Source organism: Microbacterium sp. (assembly GCF_031178445.1).
Lineage (GTDB): Bacteria > Actinomycetota > Actinomycetes > Actinomycetales > Microbacteriaceae > Microbacterium.
Genome location: NZ_JAPSIY010000001.1, coordinates 139,328 through 162,622, shown reverse-complemented (window position 1 = coordinate 162,622; position 23,295 = coordinate 139,328). Strand labels below are relative to the sequence as shown.

At 68.8% G+C, this 23,295-nt stretch carries 17 protein-coding genes; 9 read left to right on the top strand and 8 right to left on the bottom strand.

Going from position 1 to position 23,295, the window contains the following annotated elements:
• Positions 1 to 7 precede the first annotated feature (7 nt).
• The 3 genes from RIN43_RS00750 to RIN43_RS00740 are packed head-to-tail and all read right to left on the bottom strand — an operon-like array spanning position 8 to position 1,992.
• Positions 8 to 811 carry a MerR family transcriptional regulator gene (locus RIN43_RS00750; protein WP_309126960.1) on the bottom strand — a complete coding sequence of 268 codons (804 nt, stop codon included), beginning with the start codon at positions 809 to 811 and terminating at the stop codon, positions 8 to 10.
• A gap of 18 nt (positions 812 to 829) precedes the next feature.
• On the bottom strand, positions 830 to 1,348 hold the full coding sequence (locus tag RIN43_RS00745; protein ID WP_309126959.1) for a VOC family protein: 519 nt from the start codon (positions 1,346 to 1,348) through the stop codon (positions 830 to 832).
• Between the two features lie 59 nt (positions 1,349 to 1,407).
• Positions 1,408 to 1,992, bottom strand: coding sequence for a hypothetical protein (locus RIN43_RS00740; RefSeq protein WP_309126958.1), 585 nt, complete (start codon positions 1,990 to 1,992; stop codon positions 1,408 to 1,410).
• A gap of 145 nt (positions 1,993 to 2,137) precedes the next feature.
• On the opposite strand from RIN43_RS00740, the gene RIN43_RS00735 reads away from it, so the two are divergent.
• Positions 2,138 to 3,358 carry a glycosyltransferase gene (locus RIN43_RS00735; RefSeq protein WP_309126957.1) on the top strand — a complete coding sequence of 407 codons (1,221 nt, stop codon included), beginning with the start codon at positions 2,138 to 2,140 and terminating at the stop codon, positions 3,356 to 3,358.
• A gap of 49 nt (positions 3,359 to 3,407) precedes the next feature.
• Here RIN43_RS00735 and RIN43_RS00730 read toward each other — a convergent pair whose 3' ends face one another.
• The gene (locus tag RIN43_RS00730) at positions 3,408 to 3,569 is read right to left on the bottom strand and encodes a hypothetical protein (RefSeq protein WP_309126956.1); all 162 of its coding nucleotides are present in this window, start codon (positions 3,567 to 3,569) and stop codon (positions 3,408 to 3,410) included.
• Positions 3,570 to 3,654: 85 nt separating this feature from the next.
• Between RIN43_RS00730 and RIN43_RS00725 the strand changes: the two genes are divergently transcribed.
• A complete protein-coding gene (locus RIN43_RS00725) occupies positions 3,655 to 4,650 on the top strand; it encodes a helix-turn-helix domain-containing protein (protein WP_309126955.1) in 996 nt (331 codons plus the stop codon).
• Positions 4,651 to 4,657: 7 nt separating this feature from the next.
• On the opposite strand, the gene RIN43_RS00720 is transcribed toward RIN43_RS00725, so the two are convergent.
• On the bottom strand, positions 4,658 to 5,374 hold the full coding sequence (locus RIN43_RS00720; protein WP_309126954.1) for an NRDE family protein: 717 nt from the start codon (positions 5,372 to 5,374) through the stop codon (positions 4,658 to 4,660).
• Positions 5,375 to 5,553: 179 nt separating this feature from the next.
• Between RIN43_RS00720 and RIN43_RS00715 the strand changes: the two genes are divergently transcribed.
• The 4 genes from RIN43_RS00715 to RIN43_RS00700 all read left to right on the top strand — a co-directional run bounded on the left by RIN43_RS00715 (position 5,554) and on the right by RIN43_RS00700 (position 16,000).
• Positions 5,554 to 6,411, top strand: coding sequence for an alpha/beta hydrolase (locus RIN43_RS00715; protein WP_309126953.1), 858 nt, complete (start codon positions 5,554 to 5,556; stop codon positions 6,409 to 6,411).
• 28 nt (positions 6,412 to 6,439) lie between these two features.
• The gene (gene coaBC, locus RIN43_RS00710) at positions 6,440 to 7,645 is read left to right on the top strand and encodes a bifunctional phosphopantothenoylcysteine decarboxylase/phosphopantothenate--cysteine ligase CoaBC (protein ID WP_309126952.1); all 1,206 of its coding nucleotides are present in this window, start codon (positions 6,440 to 6,442) and stop codon (positions 7,643 to 7,645) included.
• A gap of 94 nt (positions 7,646 to 7,739) precedes the next feature.
• The gene (locus RIN43_RS00705; RefSeq protein ID WP_309126951.1) at positions 7,740 to 9,887 is read left to right on the top strand and encodes an AAA family ATPase; all 2,148 of its coding nucleotides are present in this window, start codon (positions 7,740 to 7,742) and stop codon (positions 9,885 to 9,887) included.
• Between the two features lie 227 nt (positions 9,888 to 10,114).
• A complete protein-coding gene (locus tag RIN43_RS00700) occupies positions 10,115 to 16,000 on the top strand; it encodes a GEVED domain-containing protein (RefSeq protein WP_309126950.1) in 5,886 nt (1,961 codons plus the stop codon).
• A gap of 69 nt (positions 16,001 to 16,069) precedes the next feature.
• Here RIN43_RS00700 and RIN43_RS00695 read toward each other — a convergent pair whose 3' ends face one another.
• The gene (locus RIN43_RS00695) at positions 16,070 to 17,443 is read right to left on the bottom strand and encodes a glucose-6-phosphate dehydrogenase (RefSeq protein ID WP_309126949.1); all 1,374 of its coding nucleotides are present in this window, start codon (positions 17,441 to 17,443) and stop codon (positions 16,070 to 16,072) included.
• 77 nt (positions 17,444 to 17,520) lie between these two features.
• On the opposite strand from RIN43_RS00695, the gene RIN43_RS00690 reads away from it, so the two are divergent.
• The 3 genes from RIN43_RS00690 to RIN43_RS00680 all read left to right on the top strand — a co-directional run bounded on the left by RIN43_RS00690 (position 17,521) and on the right by RIN43_RS00680 (position 21,162).
• A complete protein-coding gene (locus RIN43_RS00690; RefSeq protein WP_309126948.1) occupies positions 17,521 to 19,317 on the top strand; it encodes a glycoside hydrolase family 15 protein in 1,797 nt (598 codons plus the stop codon).
• 73 nt (positions 19,318 to 19,390) lie between these two features.
• Positions 19,391 to 21,031, top strand: a complete 1,641-nt coding sequence (locus RIN43_RS00685) for a sodium-dependent transporter (protein WP_309126947.1) — start codon at positions 19,391 to 19,393, stop codon at positions 21,029 to 21,031.
• Positions 21,028 to 21,162, top strand: a complete 135-nt coding sequence (locus RIN43_RS00680) for a methionine/alanine import family NSS transporter small subunit (protein ID WP_309126946.1) — start codon at positions 21,028 to 21,030, stop codon at positions 21,160 to 21,162. Before RIN43_RS00685 ends, RIN43_RS00680 begins: the two co-directional genes overlap by 4 nt.
• Before the next feature lie 58 nt (positions 21,163 to 21,220).
• Here the strand turns inward: RIN43_RS00680 and RIN43_RS00675 are convergent, their stop codons facing one another.
• Together RIN43_RS00675 and RIN43_RS00670 are read right to left on the bottom strand one after the other, a co-directional pair.
• Positions 21,221 to 22,321 carry an ABC transporter permease gene (locus tag RIN43_RS00675; RefSeq protein ID WP_309126945.1) on the bottom strand — a complete coding sequence of 367 codons (1,101 nt, stop codon included), beginning with the start codon at positions 22,319 to 22,321 and terminating at the stop codon, positions 21,221 to 21,223.
• A gap of 32 nt (positions 22,322 to 22,353) precedes the next feature.
• On the bottom strand, positions 22,354 to 23,250 hold the full coding sequence (locus RIN43_RS00670) for an ATP-binding cassette domain-containing protein (protein WP_309126944.1): 897 nt from the start codon (positions 23,248 to 23,250) through the stop codon (positions 22,354 to 22,356).
• Positions 23,251 to 23,295 lie beyond the last annotated feature (45 nt).

Genomic DNA, 23,295 nt, shown 5'->3' with positions numbered 1-23,295 from the left:
CGCCTTCTCACCGCCAGACGGCGGCATCCGGATCGATGCCGTGCGCCCGAGCCGATTCGTCGATGATCTGCCGGAACCACGACGCGAGGCCGGCCCGGATGCCGTCGTAGTGGGCGGAGAAGCCGGTATCGGACTCGAACATGCGGCCTAGGCAGACCTGCATCTCGCGGCTGAGCGGAAAGAAGTTCGAGAAGATTCCGCGATGGCGCTCGGCCAGTTCGTTCGCCTCAGCGCTGCCCGGAGTCACACCACGATCGAGCGCGTCGCCGAGGTCCATCTGCAGGACGGACATCGCGTCGGCGAGTACGCGCCACTCGTCACGGCTGCGTGTCGCCGACCGCTCTGCGAACTGCGCCCACTGCAGCGATCCACCCCACTGCACCCGCGCCTCGCTCGACCGCGCGGGATCCCAGTCGCTCCCGAACGTCTCGGCCTGCTCCTGGTCGCTGAGCAGGATTCCGCGCTCATGCGCCTCGCCGAGCCGCTCCAGGCGCTGATCCAGGCGCTGCAGATCACGAATGCGGTCGGCGAGCCGGGAGCGTTGCACGCGGAGCGTCTCGCCGATCTCAGCCGTCGCGTCGTCGAGCACCTCGCGCACAGCATCCAGGCCCAGGCCCGACTCGCGGTAGGCCACGATGCGATGCAGGCGATCGATGTCGTCTCGCGTGTACGAGCGGTAGCCGGCCGGGGTGCGCTGTGACGGCGTGGCAAGGCCGATCTCGTCCCAGTGGTGCAGTGTGCGCACCGTCACCCCGACGATCTCGGCTGCGCGCCCCACGGTGGATCCGGAGTCCACGCGGTCTTCAACCATGGAGACCATTGTCATCCCTTACTCCGCATCCGGGGCGAGGATGCCCGCCGCCAGCAGGCTCTGCGCCTCCGGACTGTCCTGGTCGAACTCCCTCGGCGCCGTGCAGACCACGCGCGTCCGTTCGGGGGTGATCACCTCGACATCGCGGGTGAGCCAGGGTGTGTCACGAGGCCCGGATACGCTTCCCGGCAGCAGCGCCGCGCACGACGCGGCGAGGTGATCGAGCTCGCTGAGCACGTACGAGAAGCTCACAGCCATCGCAGGAACGTCGGCCGGCGCGGCATCCGGTGCGGCGGGTACCAGCAGCACATCCTGAAAGATCCAGCGGCGCAGGTGCACGACGTTGCCGGGGTTGCGGAAGAGCTCGACGAAACCGAGGCCGCGCACCCAGAAATCGACCGACGCCTCCAGGTCGGCCGTGGGGATCGTCACGAAGGCGGGCATGGCGTAGATGCCGCGGAAGATCTTGGGAGCCACCGCGCGCATGCCGCGTGCGGAGACCGGCCCCATCTCGAATGCAGGGAAGTAATCGTTCATACCGGCATCGTGGAGCCTCACGTCGCGTGAGGGTCAAATCGCGCCTGCCGGCTTCCGGCTCAGGCCGGCGGCAGTCGCAACACGTCCGACTCGCCTGAGGAGAGATCGTCGGCGATGCGGATGCTGCGCGCGAGGTCGTCGAGGGCGCCCTCCAGCGTGCCGAAGCGCTCGCGATCGCTGCACACCACGTTGAGGGTGACGAGGTGGCTTCCGGTGTCCCAGGTGTAGGTGGCCGACGGCGGGGACGACGGGTCGGACGGCATCGACATGAGCAGCTTCTCGCCCACGCCGAGCGGTGTAGGGAAGCTCTCGGTGTCGTCGTACTCCATCGGCATCATCGCCCTCGCGGTGCGCAGCTGCGGGGTGAGCTGCTGCACAGTGGCCATCGCGACGACGAGATCGGGCTCGGCTTTCCAGGTCCAGGCGAGCACTCGGCCGTCGGCCCTGCGCATCGCGAACGGGATGGCCTGGCTGGCCAGCCAGCTGCCGAAGCGCGCTCCCGGCAGCGTCTCGCGGCCCATTCCGGCACCGGCCTGCGCGAGCAGCATCCGGATCGCAGCCTTGCGGTGCCGCCGCCCGGCGAAGCCGAGTGAGCCGGTCACGGGGATCCACAGGGCCGGGTCGGCGGAGGAGATCAGGCGCATGACCCCACGTTAGGCGATGCCGTCAGGCGCGCGCTGGGAGCGACGGCTCGGCCTCCGCGGTGTCGCCGGGGCCTCCGGTAGAGTTGCCAGCGCCCGACCGGCCCATGAAGCCCTTCCCGAGCGCTACAGATAGGCAGCACCTTCCGTGACATCTTCTGACGATCATCGCGCCCAGCCGGGATCAGCGACCCCTGACCGTCGCCCTCTGAAGATCCTGATCGGCTGTGACACCTTCGCTCCCGACATCAACGGCGCCGCTCGATTCGCCGAGCGCCTCGCTGCCGGTCTCGTCCAGCGCGGTCACGAGGTGCACGTGGTCGCCCCCAACACGGCCTACCGGCGCTCCGCGCCGCACACCGAGGTCATCGAAGGCGAGCCGATGACCCTGCACCGCCTGCCCGCGGTGCGCTGGCTTCCGCATGACTGGCTTCGCTTCATCTGGCCCTGGCGCTCGAAGCACTACGCGCGCAAGGTGCTCGACCGCGTCAAGCCCGATATCGTGCACATCCAGTCGCACATCGTGATCGGCCGCGGTCTCACTCGCATCGCCCACCAGCGCGGCATCCCTGTCGTCGCCACCAACCACGTCATGGCCGAGAACATCCTCGACCACACCACCATGCCGGAGTTCGTCGACCGCATGGTGCTGAAGCTGGCCTGGGAAGACGCGAAGCGCACCTTCGACATGGCCCGCGCCGTCACCACCCCGACGCGCAAGGCGGCCGACTTCCTCGAGCGCACCATCGACATCGCCGGTGTGGTGCCGATCTCGTGCGGCATCGACCGCACGAACTACACCCCCGTCGTCGGGCCTCGGGAACGGAACCGCATACTCTTCGTGGGGCGCCTGACCGGCGAGAAGCACGTCGACGTCGTGCTGCGTGCGATGACCAAGCTCGATCCGGCGCTGGACGCGCACTTCGACATCGCGGGTGGCGGAGATCAGCGCAGGTCGCTGGAGGCGCTCGCGGCGCAGCTCGGCCTGGCCGATCGCGTCACGTTCCACGGCCGTGTCTCCGACGAGCAGCTTCGCGAGCTGTACTCGCGTTCATCGGTGTTCGCGATCGCGTCGATCGCCGAGCTGCAGTCGATCGTGACGATGGAGGCCATGGCGTCGGCTCTGCCCGTCGTCGGCGCGAACGCCGTCGCCCTCCCGCACCTCGTGCACGACGGCGAGAACGGTTATCTGTTCGAGCCTGGCAACGTCGAAGACCTCGCCGAGAAGCTCACACGTGTGCTGACCGCACCTCCCGAGGAGTACGAGCGGATGCAGCGCGCCTCGCTCGACGGCGTCGCGGTGCACGACATCAACCGCACGCTCGACACGTTCGAGGCGCTGTACCGGGGCGAACCACTGCCCCGGTGAGCCGGGTGTCACCGTCCGGCTCCGTCGATGAGCGGACGCATACGCAGGCTCAGCGGTAGGCGCTCTGCGATTCGGCGCGCTGCAGCGGTTCGACTCCGCCGAGGCGGGACCACTCGGTCGGTGCCGCACGGTATCCGTCGCGGCGCAGCTCGACCACGGTGGCGATGAGGGCCCAGATCACGAGGGCTGCGATGATGATGGCGATGAACATGGCAGAAATGCTACGATCACGTTGTGACCGCCACGAGTGGCAGATGTGACGGTGTGCGTAGGATTCCTGCCATCCAGGAGGATCGATGAAGACCGTGGCCTGTGTTGTCGATCAGGGCTTCGCGCCCTTCGAGTTCGGCGTCGCCTGCGAGGCGTTCGGCCTGGACCGCAGCGACGACGGCGTGCCGAACTTCGACTTCCGCATCGTGACACCCGACCCGGGGCTGGTGCGCTCGAAGATCGGATTCGCGATCGACGTCGAGCATGATCTGTCGTTCGCGTACGAGGCCGACCTCGTCGTGTTCTGCCCGATGCCCCGCGCCAGCTGGACCCGCATCGATCCGCGTCTGGTCGACCTCGCCCGTGCCGCCGTCGCGCGCGACGCGTGGGTGATGAGCGTCTGCAGTGGATCGTTCGTGCTGGCGGCCGCCGGCGTGCTGGATGGCCGTCGTGCGACCACGCACTGGATGTACGCGCACACGCTGGCAGCCATGTATCCGTCCATCGACGTCGACCCCGACGTTCTCTTCGTGCAGGACGGCAACATCATCACCAGCGCGGGCACCGCCGCCGGCATCGACGCCTGCCTGCACCTGCTGCGCATCGAGCTCGGCGCCGAGATAACCAATCGCATCGCGAGACGGATGGTGGTGCCGCCGCAGCGCGACGGCGGACAGGCGCAGTACATCGACCGGCCCATCCCTGTCGAGGCCAGCGGCTCGCTGGCGGCGGTGGCCGACTGGGCGGTGCAGAACATCCGCGACGATCTGTCGGTCGATCTGCTCGCCGGTCGCGCCCACATGTCGTCGCGCACGTTCGCTCGGCGGTTCAAGTCGGAGTTCGGCGCCACCCCGGCGTCATGGCTGACCAGACAGAGGGTGATCCAGGCCCAGCGGATGCTGGAGCGTACCGACTACGGGCTCGAGCGCATCGCGGTGGAGTGCGGATTCGGGTCGGCCGCCGTCCTGCGGCAGAACTTCACCCGTGTGCTCGGCACCACGCCTACCGCCTATCGCGCGCGGTTCGCGTGCGCCGCGGACGAGATGATGCCGTCTGACGAGCGGATGCCGGTGCCCGTCTGAGCCGGCCTCAGGTCCAGCTGCCGGGCGTGGGCAGCACGTGCGATCGCACCTCAGCGCTCTCGGTGGAGAGTTCGGCTGTGCAGTAGAGCAGCGACATCGTCGGGTAGCCGTGTGCGTTGTTGTCCCGGATGATGGCGCGATCATCCTCAGGCGAGAGATGCGCGCTCTCGGCCAGAAGCGCGATCCAGCGTTCGGCCCACTCGGCATCCGGCTCCGCACCGGCGTTCGCGAGTTCGCGCTCGATCTCGGCGAAGCGGGGGAGCCACTCCTCGATGCGGGCCGTGCGGGCGTCGTCGAGGTCATCGTGCGCGATCATGTGGACGCCCCGCGGCACCGGTGTCTCGCGCAGCGCAACGCCGTCCCACGAGAGCACGCGCGAACCGTCGCGGCCGACTTCGAGCAGGTTGAACCCGTGCATCGGCAACGGGCCGTCCCCGGGCGGGCGGCCGGCGACGGACTCCAACGCGAGTGAACCTCGCGAGAGCGCGCGCTCCTCGGGCAGGTCGACCACATCGGCGCGATTGAGCAGCACGGCGAGCCGACCGCCGCGAGGGTCGAGTGCGAGCCAGGCGCCGCCCGCTCGGCGATCGCGGATGCCGATCACCCCCGGGTAGCTGTCAGGCCACCACTCGCCGAGGTCATCCCAGGGTCGCTGCGGGTCTTCATCGCGCACGGCGAGCAGTCGCGCTGCGCCATCCGCGACATCGATCACGACCGTGCACATGAGATCGAGTCTAGGAGCCGCGAGAGCCTTGCAGGCTTGCCCGCGCTGTCGCAGCGCCGCAGATCTGCATAACCTCGCAGACAACCGGGCCGGATGCTGCGAGATACTGCAGATCTGCGGAGTTGCGCCGCGTCCCGGGGGGTGATGGCCGCTGCAGACACGGCCGGAGGAGGTCGACGGTGTTCGAAGGGTTCGCTGAAGAGGTCGTCGACACCGGGCGCGCCCGGCTGCTTGTCAGGCATGGCGGCGCGGGGATGCCGGTGCTGCTGCTGCACGGGCATCCGCGCACGTCGGCCACGTGGCATCGTGTAGCGCCGATGCTCGTCGACGCGGGGTTCGCGGTGGTCTGTCCGGACATGCCAGGGTACGGCCGCTCGATCGCCCCGTCCCCGAGCGCGGATCACTCGGCGCACTCCAAGCGCGCCGTCGCCACGGACATGGTGGTGCTGATGCAGCGACTCGGCCATCGGAGGTTCGCCGTCGTGGGGCATGACCGCGGCAGCTATGTCGCGTTCCGGCTCGCGCTGGATCACCCCGACCGCGTCAGTGCTCTCGGCGTCTTCGACGGGGTGCCGCTGACGCAGCATCTCGACGAGGGCGGCACCCGATTCGCCCTGCACTGGTGGCACTGGTTCTTCTACGCGCAGCCGGAGGTGCCAGAGCGTGTGATCAACGCCGACCCCGACGCGTGGTACCGCGGCGACCCCGAGATCATGGGCGCCGAGAACCATGCGGAATGGCGGGAAGCCGTCCGCCAGCCGCACGTGGTGCTCGCGATGCTGGAGGACTACCGTGCCGGCGTGACCATCGACGCCGATCACGAACGCGCCGATCGCGCGGCGGGCCGACGACTCGCAATGCCCGTGCTCTCGTTGTGGTCGCTGCGCGACGATCTGGAGGAGCTCGTCGGCGATCCACGTGTCGTCTGGCGGCGGTGGGCCGACCGCGTTGCAGGGCACGGGATCGACAGTGGCCACCACATGGCAGAAGAAGCTCCGGACGCCGTCGCGCGAGCCATCGCGGACTTTCTGCGCTGACGTCGAGTCGCTGGGGCAGAATCGAAGCGTGAACATCGTCGTCGGAGTCACAGGCGGCATCGCCGCGTACAAGACGGTGCACCTGGTGCGCCTGCTCATCAAGGCGGGTCATGAGGTGACGGTCGTGCCCACCGAAGACGCGCTGCGCTTCGTCGGCCTGCCCACCTGGGAGTCGATCAGCCGCAACGCCGTCACGACGAGCGTGCATGACGACGTCGCGAAGGTGCGACACGTCGCGCTCGGCCAGGCCGCCGACCTGGTGGTCGTCGCGCCCGCGACCGCGAACACCATCGCGAAGATGGCGGCGGGGCTCGCGGATGACCTGCTCGGCACGACGCTGCTCGCCACCACCGCGCCCGTGGCGATCGCTCCCGCCATGCACACCGAGATGTGGCGGCATCCGGCGACCAGAGCGAACGTCGAGACCCTGCGCGGGCGAGGGGTGGCGATCCTCGGTCCAGCCGACGGCGAGCTCACCGGCGGCGACGCGGGTCCGGGACGGATGCTCGAGCCTGAGCAGATCTTCGCCACCGCCCTCGGGCTCCTGCGCCCACGGGACCTGGCCGATGTGCGGGTGGCCGTCTCGGCGGGTGGCACCCGCGAGCCGCTCGACCCGGTGCGCTTCCTCGGCAACCGCTCCAGCGGACGGCAGGGCGCCGCGCTCGCCGTCGCGGCCGCCGAACGTGGCGCGGACGTCACGCTCGTCACCGCGCACATCGAAGAGGAGGTGCTGGCGGAAGCCGTGCAGCATCCGTCGATCCGCATCGTGCGATCGGACACCGCGGCCGAACTCGGAGCGGCCATGCGAGATGCCGCGGCGGATGCCGACGTGGTGGTGATGGCGGCCGCAGTGGCCGACTATCGGCCTGCCGAGGTGGCCGACGGCAAGCTCACCAAGGAATCAGGGCGACTGCGCAGCATCGAACTCGTCGAGAACGACGACATCGTCGCGGGCCTCGCGGCATCCCGGATGCCGGGGCAGACGATCATCGCCTTCGCCGCCGAGACGCCTCGCGACGAGGCGGACCTTCTCGACCGGGCGCGCCGCAAGCGCGAACGCAAGGGTGTCGACCTGCTGGTGGTGAACGAGGTCGGCTGGCAGCAGGGCTTCGAGGCCGCTGAGAACGCGGTGCAGGTGATCGGCGAGGGCGGAGCCGTGATCGCAACGGCTGCCGGATCGAAGCGGGATGTCGCCGATGGCATCTGGGATGCGGTGATCTCTGCGCGCCGCTGACGGACGCGTTCCTGCTACCCCCCAACCTGAGGACGACTGCTAAACTTGAGTCGAAGCCACTCAACTTTGAAGGAGTCTCCTCAGGAGGAATCGGATGACCAACCCCGCACAGCAGGACGAACAGCAGAGCGCTCTCGAGCAGTTCGGCATCAACCTCACGGATCGCGCGCGCCAGGGCAAGCTCGATCCCGTGATCGGCCGTGACAGCGAGATCCGGCGCGTGAGCCAGGTGCTCACCCGCCGCACCAAGAACAACCCCGTCCTCATCGGGGAGCCCGGCGTCGGCAAGACCGCCGTGGTCGAGGGTCTCGCTCAGCGCATCGTCGCGGGGGACGTCGCCGAGTCTCTCAAGGACAAGGAGCTGATCACCCTCGACATATCGGCCCTCGTCGCCGGTGCGATGTACCGCGGCCAGTTCGAGGAGCGCCTGAAGAGCGTGCTGAAGGAGATCACCGAGTCCGAGGGCAAGGTCATCACCTTCATCGACGAGCTGCACGTGCTGATGGGCGCCGGCGGCGGAGAGGGCTCGGTCGCGGCATCCAACATGCTCAAGCCGATGCTCGCGCGCGGCGAGCTGCGCATGATCGGCGCGACCACGCTCAACGAGTACCGCGAGTTCATCGAGAAGGATGCCGCGCTCGAGCGCCGCTTCCAGCAGGTCTACGTGGGCGAGCCGTCCGTCGAGGACACGATCGCGATCCTGCGCGGGCTCAAGGGCCGCTATGAAGCGCACCACGGGGTCACCATCTCCGACAGCGCGCTCGTCGCGTCGGCCGCCCTGTCGAACCGGTACCTGCCCAGTCGCCAGCTGCCGGACAAGGCCATCGACCTCATCGATGAGGCGATGTCGAGGCTGAAGATGGAGATCGACTCCTCACCGGTCGAGATCGATCAGCTCAAGCGCCAGGTCGACCGCATGAAGCTCGAAGAGCTCGCGCTCAAGAAGGAGAAGGATGCCGCCTCGAAGGAGCGCCTCGGCGTCCTGCGCGAGCAGCTCGCCGAGATGGAGCGCGAGCTCGCCGGACTCGAAGAGCGCTGGGCGCGCGAACGCCAAGGACTCAACCGCGTCGGCGACCTGAAGAAGCAGCTCGATGACGCCGTCACCCAGCGCGATCTCGCCATGCGCGAGGCCGACTACACGAAGGCGTCCAAGCTCGAATACGAGACGATCAAGCGACTGCAGGCCGAGATCGCCGAGGCCGAGCAGGCAGAGGCCGCGGCGGCGTCGGAGGGGCGCATGGTCAACGAGCAGGTCACCGATGAGGACATCGCTGCCGTCATCGCCGCGTGGACCGGTATCCCCGTCGGCCGGCTCCTGCAGGGCGAGAGCGAGAAGCTGCTGCACCTCGAGAGCGAACTCGGCAGGCGGCTGATCGGGCAGAAGGAGGCCGTGAAGGCGGTGTCGGATGCCGTCCGGCGCTCCCGTGCCGGAATCAGCGACCCCGGTCGCCCGACCGGTTCGTTCCTGTTCCTGGGCCCCACCGGCGTCGGCAAGACCGAGCTGGCCAAGGCGCTCGCCGAGTTCCTGTTCGACGACGAGCACGCCATGGTCAGGATCGACATGAGCGAGTACGGCGAGAAGCACTCGGTTTCTCGGCTGGTCGGCGCTCCTCCCGGGTACGTCGGCTACGAGCAGGGCGGTCAGCTCACCGAGGCAGTGCGTCGGCGGCCCTACAGCGTGGTGCTGCTCGACGAGGTCGAGAAGGCGCACCCGGAGGTGTTCGACGTGCTGCTGCAGGTGCTCGACGACGGCCGCCTCACCGACGGTCAGGGGCGCACCGTCGACTTCTCGAACGTCATCCTGATCCTCACGTCGAACATCGGCTCGCCCATCCTCATCGACCCCGTCATGTCGCCCCACGACAAGCGGGATGCCGTCATGGCACTGGTGCGACAGGCGTTCCGCCCCGAGTTCCTGAACCGCCTGGACGACATCGTGATGTTCGCCGCGCTGACCGAGGACGACCTCGCGCAGATCGTGGAGCTCGCGGTCGACCAGCTGCAGCGTCGCCTGCATGAGCGGCGTCTCACCCTCGCCGTCACCCCGGATGCCCGGTCGTGGCTGGCCGAGCGCGGCTATGACCCGGTGTTCGGTGCCCGGCCCCTGCGCCGGCTCATCCAGACCGAGGTGCAGAACCGGCTCGCGACCGCTCTGCTCTCCGGCGGTGTGCATGACGGCGACACCGTGCGCGTGGACGTCGGGGCAGACGGCTCGGGGCTGGTGCTCACCAGCCAGAGCTGAGCCTCCGGCGAGGAGCGGCCCGTTCGCGCCTCCGCGTGCGGGCCGCTTCGCGCTGTCGAGCGTCACGACGCTGGGGTGAAGCTGGGGTGAATTCGACGCGTCTGCTTCTTGATTCCTCGTCGATTCGCTTTGATGATCCTAGTGCGCTCCGTGGTGTGCGCACCGAGACGATCACGGAGGCGACTCCGTGACGAGGTTCGCCGCTCCGGGCAGGGGCGGTGCGAAGCGTGACGGGGGAGACCGTGGGACGACGTGAGAGTGCGCCGAAGAACTCGCGCCGCAGGGGCCTGTACGATCGGATCGGTCCGTTCCGACGAGGGGCGGCATCCGGTGCGGTGTTCGCACTCGTCGCGGGTCTGCTGACGGCGGGGCTCGGGGCCATCGCCGCCCCCGCGCCGGCGCAGGCCGCGGCAGAAGGCTGCGGCTATGCCGATTCCTCGGCGGACAACGGCGCCCACGCGTCGACGATCTGCTGGTTCGACTTCTCCGCCTTCGACGAGACGCAGGCCCGCTCGGACGAGGGTCAGCCGATGGAGATCGTGCTCGAGGGCGGCTACATCGCACGCTTCGACGTCAAGGTCACCGACGTGCCCGGCGCCGTCGAGATGCACATGGAGACGCGCAGCACCCCGCTCGAGCAGCGCTTCGCCTTCGGCAGCGACGCGTACCGGGGTGTGCCCGGTGAGAACACCCTGTACAGCCTGCCGTCGCCGGCCGGAGTGAAGGGCGCCACCCTCACATTCGACGACATCGAGGTCGTCGACTCCGAAGGCAATGCGGTCATCGGCTACTCCTTCGTCGCCGCGGACACCGAGGACAACGTTCAGGGCGAATCCTTCGTGTGGACCTCGGATAAGGCCCTGACCGAGATCGAGCGGCTGCGCCCGGAGGGCTCCTGGGGCTGCAAGGACCCGGTCGGCGTCGGGACCACGCAGATCAGCTGCGCAGGTACCGGCAGCGGGGGATCGAGCACGGCCGGAGGGAAGTCGACTGCCCTGCTCGTCGCCGCCGACTCCCCCACGGTGTTCTCGACCCAGTGGCAGACGCACGCCCGCTCAGGCATCGCCATCGGAATCCAGACAGCGAAGGTCTCGCTGACGAAGACCATCGCCGACCGCTGGGACGCCGACGACTCCTTCGACATCTCCGTCACATCGCCCGAGGATGCAGTGCTCGGCACCGCTTCAACGGGAACCGCGAGCAACGCGACGACCGGCGCGGTCACCGTGCTGCCGCGCTCCACCGGCGCTGTCTACACACTCGCGGAGACCGCGACGCCCACCTCGTCCACCGACCTGAGCGACTACACCACGGCCTGGAACTGCGTCAACGTGACCGCGGGAAGCACGACGGTCCTCCCGGACGGCTCGGGAACCACCAAGACGCTCGCACCCGCGATCGGCGACGACATCCGCTGCGAGATCACCAACACCGCGATCCCGTACCGCGACTTCGGTGATGCGCCCGATTCGCACAACACGACGCTCGCGGCGAACGGCGCGCAGCACCGGATCCTCGAGTACGACGCCGAGACGAACACCGCTCCGCTGATGCTCGGTGAGACCGTCGACGCCGAGGAGGACGGCCAGCCGACGGATGCCGCCGACGGTGACGACCGCACCGACGCGTCCGACGAGGACGCTGTGGACACCATCGAGATCGTTCCGGGGGCCGGCTCGACCGTCGCGGTGTCAGCGACCAACGACACGGATGCCGTCGCGACGCTCGCGGGATGGATCGACCTCGACGGCAGCGGTGCGTTCGACGCCGATGAGCTCGCGACGGTGAGCGTTCCCGCTGCGAGCGGCACAGCGTCGTACGACCTCACGTTCCCGGGTGGCACGACGGTCGCCGACACGTTCGCGCGCTTCCGACTCTTCCCCGGCGCCGTCGCCGCGCCCTCCGCGACGGGATCCGCCGCGGCGGGCGAGGTCGAGGACCACGCGGTCACGATCGCCGCGCTCCCCCTGCCGGCGGTCTGTACGGCCGAGCAGACTCGCGCCACCGAGCGGTTCTGGTTCTTCGGGCAGAACGGCGCCGTCGACTTCGGAACCTCGGGAAGCGCGGCCGAGCCGTTCACTGGCAGTCAGATCACCCGCGAAGGCTCCACCGTCGTGACCGACACCTCGGGCGCACTGCAGTTCTGGAGCAACGGTCAGGAGGTCTTCGACCGCAACAGCGAGCCGATGCCGAACGGCACCGGTCTGCTGGGCAACCGCTCCGCCACGCAGACGGTCGCCGCCTTCCCCGCGCTCGGGCAGCCCGGCAAGTACTTCGTCGTGGCGACGAGCACCGACGTGGGCACCGCGCCGAACGGAAGCCTCACCTACTCGATGATCGACATGAGCCTCAACGGCGGCCTCGGTGACGTCACCGACGTCAAGAACGTGCCGCTCGGGGCTGCCGCGACGGCCTCCGAAGCGGTGACCGCGGTTCCCAACGCCGACGGCACCGGATTCTGGGTGCTGACGCACACGAACAACTCGCCGAACATCCTGGCGTACGAGTTCGATGCGGACGGACCGGTGACCGGCACCGCCGTTGTGAACGTGATGCCTTCGAACAACTTCCACGGATACGGCTCGCTGGCGTTCAGCGCCGATTACACCAGCGCGGTGGCGCTCACAGCCCGATGGAACGCGAGCGGCGGCAGCGTCGGGAACCTTCCCACCACGGTCCGCATTCTGAAGTTCAACGCCGAGACAGGGCAGCTGTTCCAGGAGTACCAGTGGTCGCTTCCCACCACAGTGGGATCGGGCGGTATGGGATACAACGCCGAATTCTCGCCCGACGGACGGTATGTCTACGCAACCAAGATCTTCGGCGGCGCTCAGCTGTACCGCTACGAGGTCGCGGGCGCATCGACCGGCCCCGAAGTGAAAGCCACCGAGCAGAATCTGGGACTGATCGGCACGTACGGTGGGCAGATCCGCCGTGCGCCCGACGGCAGGATGTACGTCGCGAACCTCAACGCCACCTCGCTCGGCGTCGTTGAGGAGCCGGATGCCGCCGACCCCGGCTTCGTCGCCTCGGGCTTCCCTCTCGCCGCCGGTGCCGTGAGCCAGTACGGTCTCCCGCAGACCGTCACCGGCTGCCCGCCGCCCACCGGCGTGCTGGAGATCGACAAGGCCTCGACGATGACCGCGGATTCGCGTCCCGGTGACACTGTCGAGTACACCCTGACGGTCGAGAACACCGGCGCGGGCGACTTCACCGCCGAGCACCCCGCCGTGGTCTTCGACGACCTCACCGCCGTGGTCGACGACGCCGTCTACAACGACGACGCCGCCGCTGCGGCATCCGACGGCGGCGATGCGCCGGCGCCCGCATTCCTGGCTCCCGCGCACCTGTCGTGGGCCGGCCCGATCGCTGCGGGCGAGTCGGTCGAGATCACCTACTCGGTGACCCTGGGCAGCGCGGGCGACGGCATCGTGCGCAACGTCGCCTGGCAGCCGCAGACACCGCCGCCGACAGGAGAGCTGCCGACGACGCCGGCGTGCGACCCGGCCGGCGAGGAAGGGGTCGACCCGGTGACCGGCGAGGCCTGCGCCTCGGTCGAAAACGCGATGCCGCGTGTGTCGGTGAGCAAGACCAGCGATGTCACCGATCTGCCGGCCGACGGTGGTGAGGTCACCTACTCCGTGACGGTCAGGAACGAGGGTCCCGGTGTCTACACCGACGACGCGCCGGCGCGCGTCACCGACGACCTCAGCGCGGTTCTCGACGATGCGGAGTTCGGCGAGATCCTGACGCCTTCGACCGGAGCCGCCTTCGACGCGGAGAAGCAGGAGCTGACCTGGTCCGGCCCGCTCGAGGCGGGGGAGAACGTGACGATCTCGTACACGGTCACCTATGACGCCACCACGGGTGACAACATCCTCTTCAACGAGGCGTGCGTTCCGGCGAACCAGGTCGCGCCGGGGTCGGAGAACTGCGCCTCCGTGCGGATCCCGGCTGCCGAGCTTCAGGTGATGAAGTCGGTGGACCCCGCAGACGGCACGCCCGTCGAGGCAGGTCAGCCGCTGACCTACACGATCGAGTTCCGCAGCCTCGGACAGACCGCCGCCGTCGTCGACAAGATCGACGACCTGGCGGGCGTGCTCGATGACGCATCGCTGGTCGGCGACTCGATCGCCGTCGACGGCAACGGCCTGTCGGCCGTGCTCGAGGGCACCGATCTCATCATCACGGGAGCCGTGCCCGCCGGTGAGGTGACGACCGTGTCCTACTCGGTCACGGTGAACGCCCACGCGGATCAGGGCGACCACGTCCTCGGAAACGTGGTGCAGAATGCCGACGGCTCGTGCGACGTGGAAGGCTGCCCTGAGACCACGAACCCGATCAGGCACTTCGCCGTGACGAAGTCGGCCACGCCCGTCGAGGGCGTGCAGCCCGGCGACGTCGTGGAGTACACGATCACGGTGACGAACGACGGCGAGGCGGACTACACGGCGGTCGCTCCGGCGGGTGTTCGCGACGACATGTCAGACGTGCTCGATGACGCGTCCTACAACCGAGACGCCGAGGCGATCTCGTCCACCGGCGCCGTGATCCCCGGCCCCGCATTCGCGGCCGAGGTGCTGACCTGGGCAGGCCCGCTGCCCGTCGGAGAGGTGGTGACCATCACCTACTCGGTCACGGTGACGAACCAGGGAGACGCGGATCTCGTGAACTCGGCCAGCCCGGTGTGCGGGGCCGGCGTGATCTGCGACCCGTCCACCCCGCCGGTGGAGGTGCTGCTGCCGAGGATCACGCCCGACAAGACCTCCGATCCGGCATCCGGTTCCGATGTCGCAGCAGGTGCTGTCATCACCTACACGCTGACCTTCACCAACGACGGTCAGGCGACCGGTGAGGTTGGAGCGACCGACGACCTTTCGGACGTGATCGACGATGCCGCACTGACGGGCGACCCCCAGGTCGACCTCGAAGGCGTCTCCGCGGTCTACGACGCGGACGCTCAGACGATCCGGGTAGAGGGTGCGCTCGCACCCGGCCAGGTCGTGACGGTGACCTACGCGGTGACCGTGGGAGCGGACGGCGAACGCGGCGACAACATCGTCGGCAACGTGCTGACCGCGGATACGCCGCCCTACGCATGTGCCGAGGACGATGAGGACTGCGCACCGTTCGCACCGCCGATCACAGAGCACCGCGTCGGTGAGCTGGACGACTGGAAGACGGCGGACCCGGCATCCGGCGGCGCGGTTCAGCCGGGTCAGGTGGTGACCTATACCCTGCACTTCGAGAACACCGGCGAGGCGCCCGTCGCGGTCGACCGCGAGGACGTGCTGACGCAGGTGCTCGACGATGCGACGATGACGTCCGCCCCCGAGTCCTCGGATGCGGCTCTGACGGTGTCGGCCATCGCGGACTCGCGTTTCGGGATCGCGGGGTCCCTCGAGCCGGGTGAGCTGGTCACCGTGACCTACCAGGTGACGGTGAACGCGGACGGCGAGCGCGGGGACGACCGGCTGGGCAATGTGCTCGTGAACGCCGGAGAGGAACCGCCGACCGAATGCGCACCGGCAGATCAGGAACGGCCGGACTGCACCGTCAACCACGTCTCGTTCGTCGTCGCGTCGAAGTCCGCCGATCCGGCTGACGGCACAGCCGTGGAGCAGGGTCGACAGGTGACGTACACCCTGAGCTTCCGCAACGTGTCCACGAACGCCGATGCACCGGCGGCGCCCGTCGACTTCACCGACCACATGGCGAATGTGCTCGACGACGCGACTGTGACCGGTGCTCCACGCAGCTCGGATGAGTCGGTGGCCGCGTCGATGTCGGAGGACACCATCCGGGTGACCGGTGAAGTGGCGTCAGGAGCGACGGTGACCGTCACGTACACGGTCACCGTGAAGAGCTGGGAACAGCAGGGCGATCACCTGCTCGGAAACGTCATCGCTGTGACGGGTGAGGAGCCGGTGTGCGCACCGGGCAGCGACCTGTGCACCAGCCACGAGCTGACGCCTCCGCAGCCTCTCGCGATCACCGGCGGCGGCATCGCATGGGGCGCGGCGATCACCGCGCTCGCTCTGCTGATCCTCGGCGGAGGAGCGGTGCTCTTCTCCCGGCGGCGCCGAAGCGAGATCGCAACCTCGGAGAGCTGATCGCTCGAACGATGCGCGGTGCCCGTCTCCGAGAGCCGGGCGCCGCGCATCATCCCGTCGACCGCTCGCTCAGCGGTCTGACGGCACTGACGTCTCCCAGGCCTCCGGCCCGGCCGACCCCGCGGCGTACTCCTCGATCGTCACCGCACCGCGCGTCCAGGCGTCGCGGACGGGCTGGATGATGCGCCAGCACTCCTCCGCCTCGTCGGCACGCACCGACAGGGCGACCTCGCCGTCGAGCAGCTCGTCGAGCACCTCCTCGTAGGAGCGCTGCTGGCCCTCGCCGAGATCGGCGACGAGGTCTTCATGGCGGAGCTGGAACGGGTCGTCGCCCCCGGTGACGTGCAACCGCAGATGCATCTCGTCGGGGCCGAGTGAGAACGTCAGCCGACCGCCGTCATGCGGGTGCCCGTCCAGACCCGGCGGTACGTGCCGCACCGGCTTGAAGGTCACGACGATCTCCGACCACTTCCGGGTCAGCGCCTTGCCCGAGCGCAGCACGAAGGGCACCCCGGCCCAGCGGTCGCTGGCGATCTCGAACGTCACCTCGGCGATGGTGTCGGTCTGTCGCGCCGCATCCACTCCGTCCTCGTCGGCGTACGACGGCAGTGCGCGCCCGCCCACCTCGCCGGCGGTGTATCGCGCCCGCCGAGACCACTTCACCGGGTCGTCGCCGCGCACGTGCGTCGCTCGAAGCACCGCCGCCTTCGCGTCGCGCAGATCGCGCTGGCCGAGGGTGGCAGGCGGGTCCATCGCGACGAGGGCCATCACCTGCAGCAGGTGACTCTGGATCATGTCGATCAGCGCGCCCGCGTGGTCGTAGTAGCGGGCGCGGTTCTCGAGGGCGACGCTCTCGTCGAAGCGGATCAGCACCTGATCGATGTGCTCCGCCGACCAGACCGGCTCCCAGATGCGGTTCGCCAGCCGGACGCCGAGCAGGTTCAGCAGAGTCGAGCGGCCCAGGAAGTGGTCGACGCGGAAGATCTGCTCTTCTGAGACCAGTGCCGTGAGCTTCTCGTTCAGGTCACGCGCGCTCGCCTCGTCCTCGCCGAACGGCTTCTCCATCGCGAGCATCGTGTTCTCGGGGAGCGCCAGCCCGGTCATCGCGTCGATCGCCGCGCGGGTAACGGCCGGCGGCAGGGCGAAGTACAGCACGGTGTTCGGAACCAGACCGTCCACGAGCGACCGCACCGCGGTCGCGTCGGTGACATCGGCCTGCGCGTAGTCTGCGATCTCCACCTGCTTCAGAGCATCCGGAGCGTCGCGGAACGCCGTGGTCACCGTCGCCTGCCATCGCTCGGCATCCCACGGTTCGGTGCCTGCGCCGCGCAGGATCACCCGCTTTCCCGGGGACTTCGCCAGGAGTGCGGCGAGGGATGGCAGCAGGAGCCTGGACGTGAGGTCGCCGGTGGCGCCGAGGATGAACAGTGTGGTGGTCGGCATGGGGCAGACAATAGTCGTACAGCCGCGGAATGCAAGGGACCTGGCATCCGATCGGTCGCGATGGAAGACTCCGGGGGATGGCATCGCGAATCGAAGACTACGCCCTGCTCAGCAACTGCCGCACCGCCGCGCTGGTGTCCCGAGAGGGCAGCATCGACTGGCTGTGCCTGCCGCGGCTCGATTCTGCGAGCGCGTTCGCCGCACTCCTCGGAGACGAGGACCACGGCCGCTGGGAGCTGCGCCCGGCCGACCCGGATGCGGTCGTCACCCGTTCCTATGACCGCGACACGTTCGTGCTCATCACCCGATGGCGAACCGCCGACGCGACCGCGGAGGTGCACGACTTCATGCCGATCGATCCCGACCCCGGGGTGGCGATCCGGCGTACCGACCTGATCAGGCGTGTCGTCGGGGTGCATGGTTCGATGCGGTTCGAGCAGCGTCTCAGCATCCGCTTCGACTACTCGAGGGCCATGCCCTGGGTGCGCCAGACCGGCACGCCCGAGCGGCCTCGTCTCGTGGCGATGGCGGGGCCGGATGCCATCGCCCTGACCGGAGCGCGACTGCGGGCCGCCGATCACGAGCACCGCGGAGAGGTCACCGTCGCCGCTGGTGAGACGCGCGACCTGCAGCTGACCTGGTTCCCCTCCCACCGGGAGGCTCCGGAGCCGCTCGACGTCGACACCGTGCTCCCGGTTACGAAGGAATGGTGGCAGAGCTGGGCCGATCGCATCGAGCACAGGGGGCCGCATCACGAGAAGGTCATCAGGTCACTGCTGCTGCTCAGAGCGCTGACCAATCACGAGACCGGCGGCATCGCGGCCGCCGCGACCATGTCGCTGCCGGAGGAGATCGGCGGCGAGCGCAACTGGGATTACCGCTATGTGTGGCTGCGCGACGCCGCTCTCACGCTCGAGGCGCTGCTCGACCATGGTTTCCTCGCGCTGGCGGAGCGCTGGCGGGAATGGCTGCTGCGCGCCGTGGCCGGCGACCCTGGCGACCTGCAGATCATGTACGGCCTCGCCGGCGAACGCGACCTCACCGAATGGGTGCTGGACGACCTGCCCGGCTACGAGGCTTCGGGCCCCGTACGCGTCGGCAACGGGGCTGCGTCGCAGTACCAGGCCGACGTGGTGGGTGAGGTGATGGTGACGCTCGCCGCCGCGCGCGCGGCCGGCCTCGCGGAGACCGAGTTCGCCTGGCCGCTCGAGCGCGCGCTGCTGCGTTTCGCGGCCGAGCAGATCGACCGTCCTGATCACGGGCTGTGGGAGATCCGCGGGGACCCGCACATGTTCACGCATTCGCGGGCGATGATCTGGGCGGCGTTCGACCGCGGCGTGCGCGCGGTCGAGGAGTTCGGTCTCGACGGCCCCGTCGAGACGTGGCGTGACCTGCGCGAGCGGATGCGTGACGAGATCGACCGTGAGAGTGTGCGCAACGGACACTTCACCCAGTACTACGGCACCGACGAGGTGGACGCCTCCTTGCTGCTGCTCGCCGAGGTCGGCTTCTGCGCCCCCGACGATCCGCGGATGCTGGCCACCGTCGAGCGCATGGAGCAGACGCTGCTGCACGACGGGCTGCTGCTTCGCTACCGCACCGACACGGGAGTCGACGGACTCGCAGGCGGCGAGAGCCCGTTCCTCGCGTGCTCGTTCTGGCTGGTCGAACAGTACGCGGCCACCGGACGGCTGGACGACGCACGTGAGCTGATGGGCCGTCTGTGCGGTCTGACCAATGACGTCGGGATGCTGTCGGAGGAGTACGACCCGATCGCGGGTCGGCAGGTCGGCAACACGCCGCAGGCGTTCTCACACCTCGCGCTGGTCAGAGCGGCCGATGCCCTGACCCGCTCCGAGCTGCGACCGCGATGAACCACGGCATCCCTGCGCAGCGGTGACAGCGGGCCACCCTCCCATCCGAGCCCCATCCGGTAGGGTCGCCAGCATGGCGACCGCGACCACCAACGCTCCCCGGCGCGAGGCATTCGGCTCCCGCAACGTGTTCATCCTGTCTGCGATCGGCTCGGCCGTCGGGCTCGGCAACATCTGGCGTTTCCCCTACGTCGCCTACGAGGGCGGAGGCGGGGCGTTCCTCATCCCGTATCTGTGCGCACTGCTGACCGCCGGCATCCCGCTGCTGTTCCTCGACTACGCGATCGGGCACCGCTTCCGGGGATCCGCACCGCTCGCCTTCCGGCGCATGCACCGGGTTGCCGAGCCCCTCGGCTGGTGGCAGGTGCTGATCTGCGTCGTCATCGCCACGTACTATGCGGTGATCATCGCGTGGGCGGCGATGTACACGTGGTTCTCGGCACGGCTCGCCTGGGGCGAGGGCGAGGAGGAGTCCTTCTTCTTCACCGAGTTCCTGCAGATGGGCGACGTCGCCGAGGGCGGCGTGTCCACGCAGTTCGTGCCGCAGGTCGGCATCCCGCTCATCTGCGTATGGCTCGTGGTCATCCTGATCATGGCGCTGGGTGTGAAGCGCGGCATCGGCCGCGCGAACATGATCCTCATGCCGCTGCTGACCGTGATGTTCGCGGTGCTGGTGGTGCAGTCCCTGTTCCTGCCCGGGGCGATGGACGGGTTGAACGCCTTCTTCACACCGAACTGGGAGGCGCTCGCCGATCCGGCCGTGTGGGCCTCGGCGTACGGGCACATCTTCTTCTCGCTGTCGGTGGCCTTCGGGATCATGGTCACCTACGCCTCGTACCTCAAGCGCCGCACCGACCTCACCGGCTCCGGCCTTGTCGTCGCCTTCGCCAACTCCGGCTTCGAGATCCTCGCCGGCATCGGCGTGTTCGCGGCCCTGGGCTTCATGGCGCAGGCGCAGGCCACCGACGTCTCGGGCGTCGCGGCATCCGGCATCGGACTCGCGTTCGTCGCCTTCCCGACGATCGTCTCGCAGGCCACCGGCGGCTCGATCATCGGGGTGCTGTTCTTCGGCGCGCTGGTGTTCGCGGGCGTGACCTCGCTCATCTCGGTGCTCGAGGTGGTCGTCGCCGCTCTGCAGGACAAACTCGGCTGGGGCCGGGTGCGCACCACGCTGGTGGTCGCGATCCCGGTGGCGCTGATCTCGATCGCGCTGTTCTCGACGACCACCGCACTGGCCGTGCTTGACACGACGGATGCCTTCGTCAACGCGTTCGGCATCATGGCCGTCGCCCTCGTGGCCGTGATCGTCGTGGCGTGGTTCCTGCACCGGCTGCCGGTGCTGCGCGAGCACCTCAACCGGCGCTCGAGCCTGCGCGTCGGCTGGTTCTGGATGCTGCTCGTCGGGGCACTCGCCCCCGTGGTGCTCGGCTACCTGTTCGTGAGCGAGCTCCGCGCCAAGATCAGCACGCCGTACGAGGGGTACCCCGTCTGGTTCCTGTGGATCTTCGGCTGGGGCATGGTGATCGCACTCGTCGTGCTCGCGGTGCTGCTGGCGCTGCTGCCGTGGAGCAGGCGCTCGCACGCCAAGGAGGATCCCGACTATGACGAGTTCCTCGTCGAGGAGGCATACCACCCGGATGCCGAGACGGGCGCGATCGGCACCGCGCCCGGCTACATGGCGCCGGATCACATGTCGAACGGAGGACGAGCATGACCCCCACCGCCATCGTCATGATGATCGTCGCGACGGTCACCGTCTGGGGCGGTCTGATCGCGGCGATCGTCAATCTCGCGCGGCACCCCGAGGTCGCCGAGACCGAGCCGGGGCCGCCGGTCGAGCTGTGACGCACACGCAGGGCGCCCCTTCCCGAGGCCGGGAAGGGGCGCCCTGTTCTGCGTGGCGTCAGCCGCGCAGCGCCTCGCCGAGCCTCACTCTGGCACCCATGCGCAGCAGCGAGTTCTGGTAGATCTTCGCGCCGACCAGGATCGCCCCGACGCAGGTGATCAGCAGGATCACGAGCGACAGCAGCGGCTCCCACCACTGCGCCTCGCCGACGAACAGGCGCACCGGCATCGCCACCGGCGCCGAGAACGGCACGTACGACATGATCGTCAGCACCAGCGGGTTGTCGTTGAAGAAGATCACCAGGAAGTACGGGGCCATCACGAGCATCATGAGCGGCATGGTGGTCGAGCCGATGTCCTCCTGACGCGAGACCATCGCCGCCGCTGCCGCGTAGAGCGCCGCCAGCAGGATGAACCCGAACAGGAAGAACACGCCGAACCAGAGCACCGGCGCCCCGATCCCGGCCAGCAGCTCGTTCTGACCGGTGACGATGAGGCCGACGACCGCGATCGCAGCGAGCAGCACGATCTGCGCCATCGCGAGCACGGTGTTGCCGACCACCTTGCCGGCCAGCAGAGCCCTGGTCGGGATCGCCGAGATGAGCAGCTCGACCACGCGGGTCTGCTTCTCCTCCACGACGCTCTGCGCGATCGTGCCGCCGAACGTGGACGCAGCCATCAGGAAGACGATTCCGAAGCCGATGGCGACGAGGTAGCGCACGAACGGGTTGGTCTCCGCAGGCTGCAGGACCTCCACCTGCGGCGTCTGCGACAGACCCATCACCAGGCTCGTCGGCGCATCCTCCTTAGCGAGGATCACGAAGCCGAGCGGGTCGTCGTCAGCGGGGACGACCGCCGCCTTCACCTCGTCATCGAGCACCAGGTGCTCGGCCGCCGCGCGGTCGGCCACCTCCGTGAGCTCGACGTTCGGCAGTGCCTCCACGACGGAAGCGGTCTGCGGTGTGGCGGCGATCGCATCGGTGCTGGGCGACTTGCTCGCGAATCCGCCGATCAGCACACCGGCCAGCGCGATCATCAGAAGGATGCCGGTGGAGATCATAAAGGCCTTGCTGCGTAGCTTGGACCCGATCTCCCGCTCGGCGACGAGCCAGATCGCCTGCGCCGACGACATCGGCTGGGCATTGGTGTCAGACGTCATCGGACGGCCTCCTGTCTGGTGGGTTGCGGGGGTCATCGGATGACCTCCTTGAAGATCTGCGCGAGAGACGGATGCCGCTGAGTGAAGCCGGTCACGTCGCCGCGGCCCACTGCCTCGCGCAGCACGCGCTGTGCGGCCTCCGGGCTGTCGGCGTCGAACAGCGCGGTGCCGCCCTCGAAGTCGATGACCTCGATCCCCGTCTCAGCCCGCAGCCATCCGGCGTCGCCGGTGGAGTCGAGCTCGTATCGCAGGGTGGAGTGCTGCGCACGCAGCTGCTCGCGGGAGCCGGCGGCGCGGATGGTGCCCCCCGCGATGATGATCAGGTCGTCGCAGAGCCGTTCGACCACGTCGAGCTGGTGGGACGAGAACAGGATCGAAGCCCCCTGAGCGGCGCGCGCCTGCAGCACATCGGCGACCACATCGACGGCGATGGGGTCCAAGCCGGAGAACGGCTCGTCGAGGATGAGCACCTCAGGGTCGTGAACGAGTGCGGCGGCGATCTGCGCCCGCTGCTGGTTGCCGAGCGACAGTGACTCGATGGTGTCGTTCAGGCGTTCGCCGAGACCGAGCTCTTCGAGCAGAGCGGTGGCTCTCGCGGTGGCGTCCGCCTTGGCGAAGCCGTGCAGTCTGGCGAGGTAGACGACCTGCTCGAGCACCTTCATCTTCGGGTACAGCCCCCGCTCCTCAGGCATATAGCCGAAGCGGCGGCGGTCGGCCGTGCTGAGCGCCGAGCCGTTGAGGGTCACAGTGCCCGCATCTGCGGCGAGCACGCCGAGGATGATGCGCATGGTCGTCGTCTTGCCGGCTCCGTTGCCGCCGACGAATCCGGTCAGCCTTCCCGGCGCGACGTCGAACCCGACTCCGTCGAGCACGATGCGCGAGCCGTAGCTCTTGACTATGCCGTCTAGGTGCAGCTGCCCTGTGGTCACGTCGACTCACTCCTTCGCTCAGTGCCCGCCGGTCGCCGGGCACTT

Bases quoted from the DNA above. Each gene is read 5' to 3' on its own strand.
- RIN43_RS00750 (WP_309126960.1), bottom strand. From the start codon at position 811: ATGGTTGAAGACCGCGTGGACTCCGGATCCACCGTGGGGCGCGCAGCC.
- RIN43_RS00745 (WP_309126959.1), bottom strand. From the start codon at position 1,348: ATGAACGATTACTTCCCTGCATTCGAGATGGGGCCGGTCTCCGCACGC.
- RIN43_RS00740 (WP_309126958.1), bottom strand. From the start codon at position 1,992: ATGCGCCTGATCTCCTCCGCCGACCCGGCCCTGTGGATCCCCGTGACC.
- RIN43_RS00730 (WP_309126956.1), bottom strand. From the start codon at position 3,569: ATGTTCATCGCCATCATCATCGCAGCCCTCGTGATCTGGGCCCTCATC.
- RIN43_RS00725 (WP_309126955.1), top strand. From the start codon at position 3,655: ATGAAGACCGTGGCCTGTGTTGTCGATCAGGGCTTCGCGCCCTTCGAG.
- RIN43_RS00720 (WP_309126954.1), bottom strand. From the start codon at position 5,374: ATGTGCACGGTCGTGATCGATGTCGCGGATGGCGCAGCGCGACTGCTC.
- RIN43_RS00705 (WP_309126951.1), top strand. From the start codon at position 7,740: ATGACCAACCCCGCACAGCAGGACGAACAGCAGAGCGCTCTCGAGCAG.
- RIN43_RS00695 (WP_309126949.1), bottom strand. From the start codon at position 17,443: ATGCCGACCACCACACTGTTCATCCTCGGCGCCACCGGCGACCTCACG.
- RIN43_RS00690 (WP_309126948.1), top strand. From the start codon at position 17,521: ATGGCATCGCGAATCGAAGACTACGCCCTGCTCAGCAACTGCCGCACC.
- RIN43_RS00685 (WP_309126947.1), top strand. From the start codon at position 19,391: ATGGCGACCGCGACCACCAACGCTCCCCGGCGCGAGGCATTCGGCTCC.
- RIN43_RS00680 (WP_309126946.1), top strand. From the start codon at position 21,028: ATGACCCCCACCGCCATCGTCATGATGATCGTCGCGACGGTCACCGTC.
- RIN43_RS00675 (WP_309126945.1), bottom strand. From the start codon at position 22,321: ATGACGTCTGACACCAATGCCCAGCCGATGTCGTCGGCGCAGGCGATC.